Here is an 18,294-nt window from a genome sequence, read left to right on the forward strand (position 1 = left end):
CAAACGTTTTATGCTGACTTCCTATAAAATGAGGGACAGTTGCCTTTAGGTTTCAAATACCTTTGTAATATACCTACCCGAATACCGGTAGTAGTTTTACCAGAATATAAACACTTGCCAAAAGTAAATTTTATCTTTTTTTCGGCAACATGCAAATACTTTTTTATGTTTTTTATTTTTTTCTAATGACTGTTAGATTTTTCTTTAATTATTGCGTGGCTTTCACGACTTATCGGCAGGTAAAAGTGAATGGTTTTAATTCAGGCTCAAACCATATATAGTTTATGAATCATTTCTGGAGAATATGGCTTCTCGTGCGATTTTTCTATCATCAAATTCTATAACACGATTGCCTATCAATTGATACGTTTCATGTCCTTTTCCTGCTATCAGAACAATATCATCCGCCTTAGCTTCCCTAATCGCCGTGAAAATCGCTTCTCTTCGGTCTTCTATAATTTCATAAGACCTGTTTGTCACTCCTGATTTCATATCAGAGAAAATTTGATTGGAATCCTCCGTGCGAGGATTATCAGATGTAAAGATCGCTCGATCAGCATGGATTACTGCTGTTTTTGCCATCAAAGGTCTTTTGGACCGGTCTCTGTCCCCTCCACATCCTACCACACATGTTACTCTATTCTTCACTAAGGTCCTAGTTGTTTTTAATACATTTTCAAGACTATCAGGAGTATGGGCATAATCTACGATTACCGTGAAATTCTGACCTTCATCAATCACTTCAAATCTGCCAGGGACACCTTCCATCTCTTCTACAACTGACACAATGGTGTCCATAGGGATATTTGATACATGCGAAGCAGCAATCGCAGCAAGAACATTGTACACGCTAAACTCACCCACTAATTTTAACTGAATAGGAATGATTTTATTGTCATAAACTAAGTCAAACTTTGTACCTTTTCCAGTCATTTCGAGATTTTCAGCCATAATATCGCTAGGGTTTTTTATTCCATACGTAATAACCTGTGCCGCTGTAGCCTGTGAAAAGCATGCGCTAGCAGGATCATCTGCATTTAGCACGGCAAATTTAGGTTTTTCTAAATTATAGGAATAACCTAAAGAGGAAAACAAGAGGGATTTTGCAAACTGGTACTCTTCCATCGTTTTATGATAATCTAAATGATCTTGAGTCAGGTTTGTAAAAACAGCTACATCATAATCACACCCATACACACGTCCCATATGCAAGGCATGAGACGACACTTCCATTACAACTGTCTCAACGTTACTTTGTACCATATGATGAAACGTCTCTTGTAACGTCAGTGCGTCAGGCGTAGTGTTTCGAACTGGATTCGTCTGATTTCCTATTTTCATATAAATTGTACCGATTAACCCTGTTTTTTGACCGTGTTTTTGGAATATAGATTCAATAATATGTGAAGTGGTTGTCTTACCGTTCGTCCCAGTTATCCCAATCATATGAATTTTGTGTGTCGGCTGACCATAAAAGATGTCGGCCAAAATAGCCATCGCTCTTTTGGTATCCGGTACAACGATTACAGGAATTGAAACATGTAAGACCCGCTCTGCAATAATTGCCACTGCACCATTTTGAATCGCCTCTTCAACAAATTGATGACCATCTACCGTATACCCCTTTATACAAAAAAATAAACTGCCCGGTTTTGCTTTTCGGGAGTCCATTACAACAGAAGTGATCTCTGGATTTATGGAAGAGGATACCTGATAACGGTGTAAATACTTTATTAAATTTTGGAGTTTCATAAGGAATCATTCCCCTCTACATAGGAAAACGCAAGCTCAAGAACGTAGGATTAACAAAAGAGTTTAGTGACAGTTTATACTATATGGACACTACTTATCAAGAGAGCTGAGCGCCTTTCTATAAGTATTATTCGGTAAGCACTTGGTTGATTTATAACTGATTTGCCAAAAAGAATCAGAATGGTAGGATCGCCTATAATTTCCTTCTATCACCATTCTATCCTATTTAGAGAAAATAAACCAAGAGCTTTAGAAAGGCTCTTCGTTTATTTTACTGGTCTTTCTCACTTTTACTTGAACCAGACATAAACACCCGAACAGTAGACCCTTCTTTAACTTTTGTTCCTGGTTGTGGAGATTGTTGCACAACGGTTTCACCGTCTCCACTTATGTCCAGTTTAAGGGTAACAAGCTGCTGAATTAGTTCTTTTCTGGACATTCCCTTTAAATCAGGAACTTCTACTAGAGGTACATCCGGCCATTTTAATTCTTTTTCAATTTGTCCTTTTCTCTTATCAACACCAAGTGCATTTAGGCTTTCCTCCATTATATTCCCAACAACTGGGGCTGCTACAACTCCACCAAACTGAACGGTACCTTTAGGGTTGTCAATGGCAAGGTACACGACAATTTGCGGGTCATCAGCTGGTGCAAATCCAATAAAAGAAACGATGTGATTATTTTCCATATAGCGACCATTTAACGCTTTTTGGGCCGTACCAGTTTTCCCTCCGACTCGGTACCCTTCCACAAAAGCATTCCGACCAGTACCCTGAGCAACAACACTTTCAAGTGCGTAACGAACTTGACTCGAGGTTTCTTCGGAGATTACCCTTCTTTTTTCGGTAGGCGTATTTCTAGATACAACCTCCCCTGTTATTGGATCTACAAATTCTTTCGCAATATAAGGTGTATACAAAATCCCACCATTAACTGCAGCAGCTACGGCAGCTACTTGTTGAATAGGTGTTACCGACACACCTTGCCCAAAAGCTGTTGTTGCAAGCTCAACGGGACCAACATTTTCTGGTTTAAAAAGAATTCCTTTTCCTTCACCTTGTAAGTCAATGCCCGTTTTTTCTCCAAAGCCAAACGATTTAATATAATCGAAAAGTTTATCTGTTCCTAATCGTTGCCCTAATTCTACAAAACCAGGGTTGCATGAATTTTGAACTACTTCTAGAAAAGTCTGGTGACCATGCCCACCCTTTTTCCAACAACGAAGTCTTGCGCCATCAACATTTACTGCTCCTGCATCGTTAAAGGTATCTTTCGATAAATTCACTTTGTTTTCTTCCAATGCAGCAGCAAGAGTAATAATTTTAAAGGTCGAACCTGGTTCATAAGAACTCCATACAGGAAGATTACGATTGTATATCTCTGGTGGAACTTCTTGGAATTCAGCAGGGTCAAAGTCGGGACGACTAGACATCGCAAGAATCTCACCTGTTTTAGGATCCATTGCAATCGCAATAATTCCATCCGGATTATATTGTTCATATGCTAAATCTAAATGATTTTCAATAATGGTTTGTACTTGTGAATCTATCGTTAATTTAAGATCTAACCCATCTACAGGAGCAACATAGTCATCAGGAATATCAGGCATACGACGTCCTTTTGCATCCGAGTAGAACTGCACATGCCCCTTATCACCCTTTAATTGCTCTTCATAGTATAATTCAAGTCCCATTAGCCCCTGATTATCTATTCCAGCAAAACCAAGGACATGGGATAGATAGCTTCCAAAAGGGTAATGTCTCTTTGAATCCTCTGCAATATAGACGCCTTTAAGGTCTAAAGCACGAACCTCTTTAGCTTTTTCATGCGAAATTTTTCTCCCTTCCGGATTAATCCTTTCCATCGAAGAATTTTTAGTAATCTGCTTGTACAATTTTTCTGTTGACATATTTAAGACAGCTGCTAATTTTTCAGCTGTTTGGTTAGGGTCTTTTATTTGCCGTGGCACAACTAACACGCTAGGTGCACTGATGTTAGTTGCTAAAGGCACACCGTTTCGATCAAGAATGTCTCCACGTTCTGGCTCAAAAGGGATGTTACGACTCCAAGAATCCTTTGCTCGGTCCGTTAACATGTTTCCAAGTGCAAATTGTACATACCCAAGACGCAGATCTATGATGCTGAATAATAGAATACCTGTAAGCAAAACGATAGTTAACCTTCTCCGAACCGTTACATGAGATACGCGCATAACATATGAACCTCCTTTAATATTCGTAGTAATATATGCTTGTACAAGACGGGATAGAACTTTCATAAATGGCTGTGTGTTTAAAGTAGGAGAGCAATTGGCGGAATAGAGATTAACATACCTGCTCTTTTTTAGCAGAGATAAATTCAGAAAGATTTTATGCAAACCCAACCTACAGAAGAAAAAAAAGGCAGATATTACAAAAAGAAATGAATATTTCTTTTTGCAATATCGCCTTTATTAGAGGTGTTACCGCATTAGTTGTTTCTTTTACGTTAATCGGTACAACCCGTTATAATCGTGATGTCGAGCTCTTTTCCTTAAGTAAAAAAATTCGGATTAGATAAAAAGTCAACTCTCTGCATCTCTTTCTTCTTCGCTCATGTCTTCCGCTTCTTCACTTTCAGGAAGAGGTCGGTTAGATTTCAGCTCAATGATAAGATGATCCTCTTTGTTTATTTTAGTGCCCGGAGCAATGTTTTGTTTGTGCACGTAGCCATTACCAATTATATTAGGTTTTGTTTCTAGTAGATTGGTTAATTTTCTAACATCCCTTAAACTCCAGCCTGTTAAATCAGGAATTGGTGGTGCCTGTTCCGTTAATAATAATACTCGTTCTGCTTTAATTACCGATTGACCTGGTTCAGGGATTTGCTTGATTACCTTGGAGCCTTTTCCAAGCATTACATAGTTCAATGAATCTTCCCCACCATTTGCAGAAACTATATTTGCGGCGTTTTGTCCAATTAAATCCGGAACTTTTATCCCACTCTTTATCTCTTCGTTTTCATTAGTCTTCTCTGGTTTTATACTTAAATATTGTAAGCTTCTGCGCATAACACTGTTAAAAACTCCTGATACTGGACCTGCACCGTTTTCATGTTGAGCAATCTCTGGCTTTTCTACCGCCACATAGATAAGAAGCTCAGGGTCGTCAGCGGGTGCCATTCCTGTTATTGAATAGATATATTCCCCATGGCCATGTAAATAACCACCACCAGCTTTAGGGATTTGTGCGGTTCCTGTTTTTGCTGCAACAGTAAATCCGTCAATTGCATAGGGACGTCCGGTACCGTTCTCAGAGCTCACTACTGATTCTAGTATAGATCTTACCTTCTTGGCAGTCTCTTGTGAAATAGGTTGCCCTTTTTCCTTCGGCTTGTTTTCAAGCACAATTTCATTTGTATTTGGATCTACTATTTTATCTATAACATATGGCTGCATCATCTTACCGTCATTTGCAATGGCTGTAGCGGCTTGAATTTGCTGAATTGGTGTGAATGCAGAACCTTGACCAAATGCAGTAGAGATACGGTCTCGTTGATAGTGGTAGTTAATATTGCTTGTTGCCTCATCTGGTAGATCAATCCCTGTTGGTTGATCCATTCCGAAAGCTTTTATATAGTCAAGCAGCGTTTCAGTTCCCATTCTATCTGCAAGAATGGCAAAAGCTACGTTGGATGACCGTTGCACTCCTTCGTCAAAGGAAATCAATCCCCATCCCGCTCCACTATTATGGTCATTTATAGGGATAGGATCATTTGGAAGCCTATATGAACCTGATTGATAAAGCTCAGAACCATTATAAACACCAGCCTCCACAGCAGCCGCTAAGGAAAATATCTTCATTGTAGAACCAGGTTCATATCGATATGAAATTGTGTCATTGTTCCAGTTAGCTGTGAGACCCTCGCGTGTGTTAAGGTCAAATGTTGGTCGTGAACCCATCGCTAAAATTTGGCCTGTTTTAGGATCCGCCACAATTGCCATTATTTTTTCTGGACTATATTTCTCATTCACTTCATTCATTGCTTCTTCTAGAAAAGTTTGGATGGTTTTGTCTAATGTTAAATGAACATCTTTCCCATTAATAGCAGGCACATAGGATACATTTGCATCTTTAGGAAGAATGGTACCTTTACTATCCGTTTTTACTGTATAGTTGCCATCCTGCTCTATTAGTTCTTCTTCTAACATTTTCTCCAACCCAATTACGCCACTTACCTCACCTTTATCATTTGGTCTTGCAAAACCAATAACATGACTAGCAAATACGCCGTTCCAATAGAAACGTTTTTTTCCATCCAGAAAAGTTATTCCAGGTAGTTTAAGTTCTTCAATTTGTGTTTTGATAGAAGGAGAAAGGTCTTGTCCAATTGAACCAAACTCAACCTGCTTCTTTGGCTTTGTAAGAATCTTTATAAGCTCACTTTCTTCCACTTCGAGAATGGGAGCTAATTTACTTGCTGTCTCTTTTGGATCAACCACATGTTGTGGTTTCTTTTCATTGGTGGTTAAAGAGGCATCCAGAACAGCTACCAAATTAAATGAAGGGGTATCCTCCGCAATCGGATCACCTACTCGATCATATATCGTCCCTCTACTTGCCTCAATATGTTTATTAACGTTATATTTTTCGACTGCAGCGACAGCCATATTGTGCCCTTTAACTTCGCCAGTTGCTTGTAAATAGAAAAAACGTCCTATTAATAGAAAAAAGAGCAACGCAAAGATTACAAGTAAAAATGCGGCTCCTAGATGAATTCTTTTTTTATGAATAATGTTGGGCATAGCATCTAATTCCTAACATTCTTCACATTGTTTTCGTTTAATGAAAGCCCAAGGTTCTTAGCTTTTTCTAAGATTCGCTCATAACTGCTCTCTTCAGCAACTAGTAGCTCAAGTTCACGGTTTTTATTAATTTGAGTTGCCACTGAACCTTCTAACATTTGTATCTCATTGTTAACCTGATAGATTGTATTATTATTCGAAATAATGTGGATAGATCCAAATGCCAGCACCCCAATAAACATATACCCTAACACTTTTTCCCCAAGCGTTATCTTTGAGCGTTTTTTGATAACAGGACTTTTTTTAGGTGCTTCCTGCCGACGTTCCTCATGTTGTCTTTGGATTTTATGTGCTAAGTTACTCACTTCCATTCCCCCAATTCCATTTTTGTTTTTTACTTATCTCTAACCTTTTCAGCAATTCTCAGCTTTGCAGATCTAGCACGATTATTTTCTTCTAATTCACCCTCGCTTGGTAAAATAGGTTTTCGTGTTATCAGTTTTAATATAGGCTCGAAGCCTTCAGGTATAATGGGCAAGCCTGGGGGCAACTGAGGCAGTTGGCTTTTTTCCTTAAAAGCAACTTTACACATTCTATCCTCCAAGGAATGGAATGTAATGACACTTACTCTTCCGCCTGGCTTTAAAACGTCAATTGCTTGATGAATCGCATCTTCAAAAACACCTAATTCATCATTCACAGCTATTCTGATAGCTTGAAATATTCGTTTAGCAGGATGGCCGCCTGTACGTCTTGCAGGAGCAGGTATCCCAGCCTTAATAATTTCTACTAACTCAAAAGTTGATTCGATCTGCTTATTTTTTCGATACTCTTCGATTTTCCTTGCGACTTGTTTGCTGAACTTTTCTTCTCCATATTGGAAGAAAATTCGCACCAACTTTTCATAAGGCCACTCGTTTACGACATCATAAGCACTAAATGGACTTGAAGTATCCATTCTCATATCCAGCGGTGCGTCATGGTGGTAACTAAACCCTCGCTCGGGTGTATCAAGTTGAGGCGAAGATACTCCTAAATCGAATAGTATACCATCTACTTTGGTAATACCTCTTTCGTTTAATTCTTGCTTCAAATATTTAAAATTACTTTTTATGAAGATGACACGATCGAGATAATTATGTAGTATCCCTTTTGCATGTTCTATCGCACTGTCATCTTGATCAAAAGCTACAAGCCTCCCTTTATCAGAAAGCTTTTTGACTATCTCTGAACTATGACCTGCTCCTCCTAGGGTGCAATCTACATAAATACCATCTTCTTTAATGTTAAGACCTTCTACTGCTTCATTTAAAAGCACTGTAACATGGTGAAACATTTTCCACCGCCTTTCTAGCTCAAAGCTGTTTTTCTCGAATGATGTTTATTCCTTAACTAATTTTTCCACCGTTAAGTGCTTTTATCCAAACTAAGCTTACGGGAGATATAATTAACCCTTTTTATAAAATCTCTTTATTGTTATAAGCCTTGCTATATTTATTAAATGTAGGTGGTGGTAACCGGCGCAAACGCAAAAAATGATACGGAAAGCCTTTATAAATCAAAGTCTACGAGGTTTTCTGCAATTTCAGCGAAGGAATCTTCTGAGTCTTCCACAAATAGGTTCCAGTTCTCTTTGCTCCAAATCTCAATTCTGTTTGATACGCCAATTACTACACACTCTTTTTCCAATTGAGCGTATTGAACAAGTGGCAAGGCAATATTTACCCTGCCTTGCTTATCTAAATCACACTCTGTAGCCCCTGAGAAAAAGAACCGTGTAAAAGCACGTGCATCCTTTTTAGTAAGTGGTAACTGTTTTAACTTATCTTCAACAGTCTTCCATTCTGATAGTGGGTAGCCGAAAAGACATTTATCTAGTCCTCTTGTTAGAACAAAGGCTTCGCCTAAATGGTCACGGAATTTAGCCGGAACAATCATACGCCCTTTTATATCAATAGTATGATGATATTCCCCCATGAACATACAGCTTCTCCACCTTTCCTCTACTTCTCACCACAATCCCCCACTTATCACCACTTATTATATTGTACTATTCTCTTCCCTAAAAGAAAATCCTTTAAGCCTAATATTTTTTCGTTTTTCATCTTTTTACAACATTTTCTGACAAAAGGACGAATTTGGCACTAACGTGGCTATTCTTGACTAACAAAAAACATAATCACCTATCTTTCTTCAACATATGCCCCTTAATGGCACTCCATTTTTTTGAAATGTCAAAATTTAAATTAAAAAATTTTTTTAAGTCTATGTTAAATACCTCGGTCGGACGTTAGAGTCTCCCCATTTTGCTCCAATCATCAGCTGACTTCACACAACCTAAACAAAAAAAAGCAAAACAAAAAAGCAACCAAATCTAGTTGCTTCTCTGCTTTGCTTATTGGTAACTGTTTTTTCACAGATTACCGCTTCTATATCTCGTTTTAATTCCCGTTTCGTGCTCTTTTCTGGGAGTAAAGCCGCAACTCGGTGTTACGATTAATCGGGCAGGAAAAAAACTGCCTTACGGACTTTAGCAATGAGCTTTCCGAATAGAGTCTAAATGAATACAACTTTATGTTTGCCGTTATGCTTCATTGGTATTTCACAAAGTCGATTAACTAGATCGAGTCCATACTCATTTAAATAATAGTATATATTCCATACTCGCTCTTGAGGAATTCCATTTGGTACTAATGCCAGTTCAACACGATGATATTTCTTCATGATATTTTCATGCTTTTCATATGCTGAGCGTTCAAGTAGACGCTTAATATAGAGAAATTGCCTATCAATCAAGTTCCAGTTCTTTTCAAAATTAGACTGCAAATGCGGCATGAGCACCTTACTCGTATCCTTAAACTTATGGTGCACCTCTAGATATTCCTTCATATGTTGTTCCATTTGACTCACCGTTTCATCAAGCTCTTGTTCCGCCAACCATGCTTTCCGCTTATCCTCTAAGCCTTCCTTGAGAATACCTTCTAAATTTTCACCTAATTCTCTAATAGTGGAATCAATATGACGCTCAACGATTGTAAAGCTAAGTCGGGGCACTACTGGAGGCATTTCAAGATTTACAACTTTAAAGGCATTCTCCAACTCGGCCCAGTAGCTAATTTCTCCAGGTCCACCGATAAAAGCAAGTGTAGGAAATAAGAATTCTTCCATAATCGGGCGCGTAACTACATTATTCGAGAAACGTTCTGGATGTTTTTCAATATTTTCATACAATTCCTCAAGACTAAATTCCACGGATGAATTCTTGGTAATTGCAGTCTGTGAAGCCTCATTCCAGTAAAGCAATTCTCTTTCTTCATGCAAGTGATAGAAAATATTCATGGAATCAGGTTGAACCTCCAACATGGGAGTATGTCCTAAATCCACCAGTTTGTTTTGGCTTTTTGTTACTTCGGCAGTAATTTCCCGATTCTTTGAAAGTAATGTATGAAAATAAGGGGTCTCCAGCTTACGAAGTCCTGGATCTGATGCATTAACCAAAATAAGTCCGGTTCCCTTGAATAAGTTAGTGATTAAATGTGCGAAAAAATCGACTAAACTCGAAGAAGACTCTACCGATTGATTTAAAAGCGCTTTAATATCTTTCGTATAGGGAGTTTCACCATAGGTATGGAGTATTTTATTAACCCACTCCTGAATATCGCCTTTATGAAAATCAAGTTCAGATATCATCTTTTTCCCTGCAGATTTCATATGTAGAGCAATCTTTTCAATATTGTTGTTTTGGGGAACATTTATATGATTGATTTCTTGATAATCATGATCCTCACCTGCAATCCAAAACACCGGTAAAACAGGAACTCCCAATTTGCTTTCTTGTTCTTCCGCAAGCTTAATGATACTGATTATCTTAGAAATAGTATAAAGCGGTCCAGTTAATAAGCCTGCCTGTTGCCCCGCAACAACCACTAATGCATCATCCCTGCGTAACTTTTCAATATTATGTAATGTTTGTTCACCAGCTTGATATTTCTCATTAAAGCCTAATAAATGATCGGAGAGTTCATCTCTTCTAAAGCTTCTATGTGTGAGAGCATTTTTTCTAATTTCATATGTGTTTTCGGAAAATGGATTATAAGTAAAAAAACGATGGATGCTTTCCTCTTCAGATAAATAAGCAGATGAAAACTTATTGATAGTAGGAAGCGATAATTCTACTATATTCATAAAGTACTTCCTTTCTAATCGTTCAAATGGACATATCTACATGAGTATAGCACTGATTTCTTTCGTTTCAAAAAATATTGCTTAAAGGTATCTAAGTCAACATGCTATACAAACGACTCATAAATTCTTTTTATCACACCTAATAGTGTCAGGCAAAAGTAGGCAAAGAAAAACAATAAAAAATTAAATCGCCAAAACCCTTTTAATACTCGTCTGAAATTAATTTCTTGCTTTATTTTATAGTGAGTTACAACCATAAGTGCGGCGATTCCTACAAGCAGCATCAGAATGATCCATAAATAGGATTGCCCCCAAATGTTAATTACTAAAAAATGAACAGACAGGATGAAGAAAAAAGTAGAGGTATCTATTGCCACATGAAACGATCTTTTATTATTTTTCGTCAAATACCTTGCACAAACATAGAATATTAACATCGCAAAAACGGGAACAGTCACAATTGTTGCGAAAAAGCCTGCAAATAGATTAGACATTACCTTCTACCTCTCTCTTTAACCTATAATGTTTTCTCTTTTATTACCTCTTAGCATCTTTGAATGATTCTATACTTTTCACCTCAAGGCCTTTTACTATTGTATAAATGAATTCTGTAAGGGGTGTTTTTTCTCCTTGTTCCCTTGCAAGAAATAATATATACCCTAATATTGCCTCCACTTCTGTTTCCCTTCCATACTCAATATCACGTTGCATAGACGACCAATTTCCTGCTGTATTCCGGCAAATACTCACTATATTACTCCACATATCTTCCTTCGATTCTTTTGGTATTAAAAAGGAGAGTTCTTCATATAAGGCTTCCATTGCCTGATAAAAAAAGGGATTGCTAAGCAATTCTCCATTTTTCACCCTGTAGATAGAGGTAAAAGGATTTATAATAGCATTCACTACTAGTTTTTCTTTTAACATTTTTTCATAACTTAAACAGATTTCAAGTGGAAAACTAGCAGATAAGCTTCTATTCCATGCTTCTAAAAAAGGAGAGTGTGAATTCCCTGCTTCATATTCGGCTATTTTCGTTTTCCCTTTACCAGTCCATTGTACTGAAGTATCGTCAATTTTTCTCACCCCATGCTCCACAACTCCTAATAGGATTCGTTGAGTTGAAATTAAATTCAGTAATTTGAGGTGTCCCATCCCGTTTTGCAAGAACAGCACCGTTTGATCTGATCTGCAATTTTTTAGAGCTGTCATAAGGTCTTTAAGTGCATATTGTTTTACAGCTAATATAATAACCTCTTCTTCTAGCTTGTCATTTAAATGAAGCTGCTTAACCCTTACAGTTTGTTCTCCTGTAAACTGTTCGTTACCATAAAGCTTTATTCCTTTTTGTTGTAGTTCTAGGAGCTGTTCCTCCCTTTTCACATATAAAGTTACAGGAAAGTTAAGTGACAATTGATATGCGTAAAAAAGACCTATGGCACCAGCACCTACAATCCCTATTTTCATCAATATCCCCTTCTTTTCACCTAGTTCCTTATATTGTATCAATTTACCGTTTTTTTGTACTAGTTTTAATAAAAACTTTTTTATTTTTTGATGCGTTAAAAACACTGTTGTTTTCCACTTAGGCTGCGTTAAACGCCGCTGTTGATTTCCGCAAAAGGCTGCGCGTTCCACAGGGCCCTCCGCCTTTTGCTCAAATCATCGCTAGAATAGCATTATAATTAACAGGCAACTTTAACAGAGCCTTCACTTAAAATGCCCACTCAACAAGCTCATCGATAGCTGAGGCAATTGAAAAAGAAAAGCTGACTCTTATTAAAGAGTCAGCAACTTAGTAGATTTTCTACACAGGATAAACCGGATGTTTACGATGACTAAACGTCAACTGCTTGCTTGAGTAATGATGAAAACGACTTATCAACACATTTCGCAAGTCTTTTGCAGGAACAATATCATCTACTATTAATTCAGAGGCTAATTTATAAATATCAATATGCTCCTTATATTCCTGATGCTTTTCTTGAACATAAGCAATTCTTTCTTTTGGGTCTTCGATTTGATTGATTTTATTTGAGTATACTGCATTTACTGCTGCTTCTGGCCCCATAACCGCTATTTGGGCGGTAGGCAGCGCAATGCAACAGTCAGGTTCAAATGCGGGACCTGCCATTGCATATAAACCAGCTCCATAAGCCTTCCTTACTACTACGGAAATCTTTGGAACAGTCGCCGAACTCATCGCAGCAATTAACTTGGCACCATGGCGGATAATACCTGCCCGCTCTACTTTTGTACCAATCATAAAACCTGGTACATCAGCCAGGAAAAGCAGTGGAATATGGTAAGCATCACACAGCTGAATGAATTTTGCCCCTTTATCAGCCGAATCGACGAAGAGCACCCCACCTTTAACTTTTGGTTGGTTTGCAATAATCCCAACTACTTTCCCATCGATTCGAGCAAAACCTGTAATTAACTCTGGAGCAAATAATTTTTTCATTTCAAAAAAGCTGTCTTTATCAATTAATTGGTCGATTGCTTCATACATATCAAACGGAGCGTTTTGGTTAACCGGAATTATATCCGATAAGTCCCTTCCCACCTTTGGTTCGATGGAATCTGTATCTTTTGATTTAGTCTGATAACTGCTTGGAAAATAACTAAGATATCTTCGAGCATGTTGAATCGCTTCTTCTTCTGTTGCTGCCAGCACATCTCCACAACCACTTACGGAGCAATGCATTCTTGCTCCACCCATTTCTTCTAATGTCACTTTCTCACCAATAACTTTTTCTGCCATTCGAGGTGATCCCAAGTACATAGAAGCATTCCCGTCTACCATCACAACGATATCGCAGAAAGCAGGAATATACGCTCCTCCTGCGGCAGAAGGTCCAAATAGGAGACAAATTTGCGGGACCATGCCTGAAAGCTTAACTTGATTGTGGAATATCTTCCCTGCTCCACGACGGTTTGGAAACATATCTAGTTGATCTGTAATTCTAGCTCCTGCTGAATCTACAAGATAGAGTATCGGAACCATCAACTTTTCTGCTGTCTCCTGAATACGGATGATTTTCTCTACCGTTCTCGCTCCCCAAGAACCTGCTTTTACAGTTGAATCATTGGCCATGACACAAACTGTTTGTTCATTTATCTTCCCTACGGCCGTTACCACTCCATCAGCCGGCAACCCTTCCGCTTTGTTATTCGCAAACAGGCCGTCTTCTACGTACTCCCCGTTATCGAATAAAAGAGCTAGACGGTCCCGAACAAACAATTTATTTTGCTCTTTTAGCTTTTCATGGTATTTTTCACTGCCGCCACTTTTAATATTATCTACTGTCTCCTGAAATTGTTGATCCAGATCACTTGTTTTAATCATGAGGATTCCCCGCTTTCATACTATTGTTGTTGTTTTATTCTAGCTCTAGAAGTACATCTCCATCATTCACAAAATCGCCTTCAGCAAACAGGATGGAAGTTACTTTGCCCTCCGTTGCCGCCTCAATTGGGATTTCCATTTTCATAGATTCTAAAATCATTACTGTTTGACCAGCAGTAACTTCATCTCCTGTTTCCACTAATACCTTCCAAACTGTACCTGCCATTGAAGCTTCAATTTTCTTCATAACTAGTTCCTCCTAAATTTTCATGGTGTTGATTACCTATAGCTCTTTTTGAAAATATTATTGCTGTAAGCTCGTAAAAAATCGGCAATTGGATTTTTCACTGTGTTATTTATCTGTAATACCCAGTTGCTTTTACGGCAACATTTGATACGGATTATAACAATAGGAGCAAATACAACAATCCTTGCAAAAGCAGACTTAACTATTGATTGATAATCGGCTTCATAGATTGAATAAATCCTGTATGGTAATTTCCTTTGAAGAAATCTTCTGTTTCTAACACTCGTTTTAGGAAAGGAAGATTGGTTTTTATTCCCGAAACCTTAACCTTTTCCAAATAGTTTTTAGCTCGTTCAATTGCTTGTTCACGACTGCTATCAGATATAACAATTTTAGCTATCATCGGATCATAAAAGGGAGTTACCTTAAGGTCTGGACCATATCCACTATCAATACGCACACCTTCACTCTCTGGAAGTTGCCACTCCGTTATCAGTCCAGGAGAAGGATAAAATGTAACAGGATCCTCCGCGTAGAGTCTAAACTCAATCGAATGACCTTTACTTGTTATCTCTTCTTGCCCTAACGGTAAACTCTCACCTTTTGCTACATGAAGTTGCCATTCTACAAGATCGAGCCCTGTTATAGATTCAGTTACAGGATGCTCCACTTGCAATCTTGTGTTCATTTCAAGGAAATAGAAATTTTCCTCTTCGTCCATAATAAATTCAACTGTACCTGCATTTTCATATTTAACTTGCTTGGCTGCCAACACTGCGGCTTCACAAATTAATTTTCTTGCCTTTTCACTTATCGAAGGACTTTGTGCCTCCTCAATTACTTTTTGATTGCGCCTTTGGACAGAACAGTTTCTTTCATACATATGTACTACATTTCCCAAACTGTCGCCAAAAATCTGCACTTCAATATGTTTGGCGTTTCCTACGTATTTTTCGATAAACATATCTTCATTATTAAAATATGCCTTCGCTCTTTTTTTTGTTTGCTCAAATGTTTTTTCAATATCCTCTTTGTTCTCACAGCGATGCATACCAATGCCACCGCCGCCGCCGCTCGCCTTTAGCATGACTGGAAATCCGATCTCTTCTGCTAATTTGCACGCTTCTTCAAATGTTTCAACTGGTTGTTCTGAACCCGGAACCACCGGAACTCCAGCTTGAATCATAGCTCTCCTTGCAGAAAGTTTGTCCCCCATCAGTCTAATAACATCTACTGAGGGGCCGATAAATGTCAGACCTGCATTTTGCAGCTCTTCGCAAAATTGCCCGTTTTCACTAAGAAAGCCGTAACCCGGATGAACGGCATCCACGTTTTCTTCTTTAGCAATTTTAAGCAATAGTTCTACATTTAAATAAGATTTTTGCGGTGGTGCTTCTCCAATATGTCTCGCAATAGTTGCCAGCTGAACATATGGTAGATCCTTATCAGCTTCTGAATAGACAGCCACTGTTTCTATACCCAGCCGATTGCAAGTTCTAATAATTCTTTCTGCTATTTCTCCCCGATTGGCAATAAGTATTTTTTGCATGAGGTCATCCCCTTTCTAGATAGAAAAGCTTAAATTGCCGGATAAGTTGCACAATTAATTTCTACAACGTCTCATTCCGACGTAATTTTCTACATAAAATCCTCTAACATTCTATAAATTCTACATAATTCCTTCATTCCCTTCTTTTTTTGCAAACGCTTTCGAAATTCATTGCAGAATTTTTTGTTTTTTTGTTATATAATTATTATTAAAATAGCGCAATTGAAATAATATGATAAATAGAAGGCTTTATCAAAGATCAACAATGTATTTAAGAGAGACATGAGGGGGAAAAAGTATGACAGTTAAGAAGTTATCCATTAACTATAAAACTTTAGAAGAGTTTAAACAATTTAGAGAATATGGAATTCAAGAACTTTCGATGCTGGAGGATTTGGAAGCCAATATTATCGAAAATGACAGCGAATCGCCTTTTTACGGGATCTACTTTGGAGAAAAATTAGTTGCACGGATGAGTTTATACAAGGTATCTAAAGAACTTGATAAATATTTTGAACCTCAGCAGGAGTATTTGGAGTTATGGAAACTCGAAGTATTATCCTCCTTTCAACGAAAAGGGTTCGGAAAAGAACTTGTTGAGTTTGCTAAGGGCTATGGCCTTCCAATCAAAACTAATCCACGTGTTAAATCAGCAGATTTCTGGAATCGGATGGGCTTCACAACGGTAAATTATGATGTAGAACGGGACCTTGGTGAAAACCCGCTTGTATGGTATCCAGATGGGGTTACAGCACAGGAACGTCCACAATCAACTAATCTAGATGCAGCCGAGTGATTTTTCTTAAGTGCATAGAAAGTATCGGCAATAATTTCTAAAGGAAGAAACAACTGACCTAGAAGCAATAAAATGAGTATAACGAAAAAGGGGAAGTGCACAAACTGCGCACTTCCCCTTTTTCGAATTTATTGTTGCTTGTAAATCTGCACATGGTGCTTGAAGTGAAATCCAAGTGTGAGCCTCGAGGCTCTTTGGTGCTTCAAACGTGAGTTCCGTGCGTACCCCATGGAAAACTGAGTCCGTTACCCAAATATCACCGAAAAACGGTTTATTTTCCTAACCTTTTCTTGATTGGGAAGTCACTATACTCTCCTTACTAACTATAATCATGCAGGCTGGCTAACAGTAGTCTTCCTTTATCCAAAAACCCCTCAAACTATCCTGCATACAACAATCTATGCGGAAAAAGCCCATAACAATCAAAGAGACTTTCATAAGAATCTCTTTTTCATCTCAGGGGTTGGAAGCATACATTGTTCCTTTCTTCCAAACCATCTATAACGGTTCTTTGCAATAAAAGCATACACAACATCTCTTATAGGCTTAGGAATTAAAATTAGTGGATATAAACATTTCCAAAAACCATCTAATCCTCTTAGCACTTTTAACCCCGCTGTGGATTTAGTATAATAATTGTCCCCGATGATATAAATAAAGCTATTAAAATCATTAGTGGGAAGATTAAACTTTGATAAAAGGTTTTGTCCGGATTCAGATTGTAAAGAGGCAAACTTATATTTTCCTTCTTTATCATTACTCATCACAAAAATCACTAAGGAATTGCACATATTACAGACTCCATCAAATAAAAGCACATTATCTTTGGAAGAAGTATTATTCGACATAGTATAAGAAACCTCACTTAAAAGGAATAACAATCTTGTAGAGTTTTATACCTTTATTATATAGGATTAAACGCGAGTGTAAAGACAAAGAGAGCCCCTATGGCCCTCTTCCATTCTTCTTATTTTTCAACTCTCTCGAGGTTTCCATTCCTGTCCATCTGAAATTTTACTTTTTTATTTTTTTCCTCATCCTGCAACACAACCATTTTTCGAGCTCTTTCCATTATCTCAATAAGTGCCCTATAGTCCTCTTCCACAAGACTCATCGAGGTTTCCAGTTCTAGCTTTGCTTCTCCTAATATTTGAACTTCTTTTTCTAGGTTTTCTATTTTTCTTTTTAGTGTGTAATTTTCTTCTTTCAACTTAGTATATTCATTTTCAAGTTGCTCTAAGTGGTTTAAGTAACTGATTACTGCAGAGATTGTAAGATTATCTCCTTGAAATTTGCTATTCAGACTATTATAATCAATTCCCACTGGTTCCGGTAGGTTTAGAGACTGTTCTTTCTTAAGTTCTTTTCTTTGTTTCTTGGCAAGCTCAATACCAGATTTATATTGTTTTCTTACATATGAATTCCACCTAAAACCACATGCAGCAGATGTTCGGGAAAGCTTTTTTCCCACTTCTTCAAAGGCCGTCAACTGCGTGCCTCCATCTCTTATATATCGTAAAACCACTTCGGCCAACAATAGATCTTCATCCTGAGTCCAGGCATCTTGACGTACGGTAGACAAAACGCATCACCCCTAACACACATTTTTATTCTATATATATGCGTGTAGTAG

The 18,294-nt window shown here is 37.8% G+C and carries 15 protein-coding genes; 1 reads left to right on the top strand and 14 read right to left on the bottom strand.

Annotation, left to right across the window (positions count from 1 at the left end):
• Positions 1-282: 282 nt before the first annotated feature.
• The 12 genes from K9B36_RS01980 to K9B36_RS02035 form a co-directional block, all read right to left on the bottom strand.
• Positions 283-1,752, bottom strand: a complete 1,470-nt coding sequence (locus K9B36_RS01980) for a UDP-N-acetylmuramoyl-L-alanyl-D-glutamate--2,6-diaminopimelate ligase (RefSeq protein ID WP_223700320.1) — start codon at positions 1,750-1,752, stop codon at positions 283-285.
• A gap of 271 nt (positions 1,753-2,023) precedes the next feature.
• Entirely contained in the window at positions 2,024-3,964 is a 1,941-nt protein-coding gene (locus K9B36_RS01985) for a stage V sporulation protein D (protein WP_223700321.1), read from the bottom strand.
• Positions 3,965-4,315: 351 nt separating this feature from the next.
• Positions 4,316-6,535, bottom strand: coding sequence for a penicillin-binding protein (locus tag K9B36_RS01990; protein ID WP_223700322.1), 2,220 nt, complete (start codon positions 6,533-6,535; stop codon positions 4,316-4,318).
• 5 nt (positions 6,536-6,540) lie between these two features.
• Complete coding sequence (gene ftsL, locus K9B36_RS01995) at positions 6,541-6,900, bottom strand: cell division protein FtsL (protein WP_223700323.1); 360 nt, start codon at positions 6,898-6,900, stop codon at positions 6,541-6,543.
• Positions 6,901-6,929: 29 nt separating this feature from the next.
• Entirely contained in the window at positions 6,930-7,871 is a 942-nt protein-coding gene (rsmH, locus tag K9B36_RS02000) for a 16S rRNA (cytosine(1402)-N(4))-methyltransferase RsmH (RefSeq protein ID WP_223700324.1), read from the bottom strand.
• 215 nt (positions 7,872-8,086) lie between these two features.
• Positions 8,087-8,518: a division/cell wall cluster transcriptional repressor MraZ gene (mraZ, locus tag K9B36_RS02005; RefSeq protein ID WP_223700325.1), complete on the bottom strand. Its 432-nt coding sequence runs from the start codon at positions 8,516-8,518 to the stop codon at positions 8,087-8,089.
• A 573-nt stretch (positions 8,519-9,091) separates the two neighbouring features.
• Entirely contained in the window at positions 9,092-10,720 is a 1,629-nt protein-coding gene (gene bshC, locus K9B36_RS02010; protein WP_223700326.1) for a bacillithiol biosynthesis cysteine-adding enzyme BshC, read from the bottom strand.
• A 104-nt stretch (positions 10,721-10,824) separates the two neighbouring features.
• Complete coding sequence (locus K9B36_RS02015; protein ID WP_223700327.1) at positions 10,825-11,214, bottom strand: DUF3397 domain-containing protein; 390 nt, start codon at positions 11,212-11,214, stop codon at positions 10,825-10,827.
• 43 nt (positions 11,215-11,257) lie between these two features.
• Positions 11,258-12,358 carry a 2-dehydropantoate 2-reductase gene (locus K9B36_RS02020; RefSeq protein ID WP_223700328.1) on the bottom strand — a complete coding sequence of 367 codons (1,101 nt, stop codon included), beginning with the start codon at positions 12,356-12,358 and terminating at the stop codon, positions 11,258-11,260.
• A 169-nt stretch (positions 12,359-12,527) separates the two neighbouring features.
• Entirely contained in the window at positions 12,528-14,069 is a 1,542-nt protein-coding gene (locus K9B36_RS02025; RefSeq protein WP_223700329.1) for an acyl-CoA carboxylase subunit beta, read from the bottom strand.
• A gap of 34 nt (positions 14,070-14,103) precedes the next feature.
• On the bottom strand, positions 14,104-14,316 hold the full coding sequence (locus K9B36_RS02030; protein WP_223700330.1) for an acetyl-CoA carboxylase biotin carboxyl carrier protein subunit: 213 nt from the start codon (positions 14,314-14,316) through the stop codon (positions 14,104-14,106).
• A gap of 202 nt (positions 14,317-14,518) precedes the next feature.
• Positions 14,519-15,865, bottom strand: a complete 1,347-nt coding sequence (locus K9B36_RS02035; protein ID WP_223700331.1) for an acetyl-CoA carboxylase biotin carboxylase subunit — start codon at positions 15,863-15,865, stop codon at positions 14,519-14,521.
• 298 nt (positions 15,866-16,163) lie between these two features.
• Here K9B36_RS02035 and K9B36_RS02040 point away from each other — a divergent pair, with 298 nt between their 5' ends.
• Entirely contained in the window at positions 16,164-16,661 is a 498-nt protein-coding gene (locus K9B36_RS02040) for an N-acetyltransferase (protein WP_223700332.1), read from the top strand.
• A 434-nt stretch (positions 16,662-17,095) separates the two neighbouring features.
• Here the strand turns inward: K9B36_RS02040 and K9B36_RS02045 are convergent, their stop codons facing one another.
• Both K9B36_RS02045 and K9B36_RS02050 read right to left on the bottom strand, forming a co-directional pair.
• On the bottom strand, positions 17,096-17,509 hold the full coding sequence (locus tag K9B36_RS02045) for a thiol-disulfide oxidoreductase DCC family protein (protein WP_223700333.1): 414 nt from the start codon (positions 17,507-17,509) through the stop codon (positions 17,096-17,098).
• Between the two features lie 119 nt (positions 17,510-17,628).
• Entirely contained in the window at positions 17,629-18,243 is a 615-nt protein-coding gene (locus K9B36_RS02050; RefSeq protein ID WP_223700334.1) for an RsfA family transcriptional regulator, read from the bottom strand.
• Positions 18,244-18,294 lie beyond the last annotated feature (51 nt).

The organism is Sutcliffiella deserti (assembly GCF_020037475.1).
In the GTDB taxonomy this organism is placed as follows: Bacteria; Bacillota; Bacilli; order Bacillales; family Bacillaceae_I; genus Sutcliffiella_A; species Sutcliffiella_A deserti.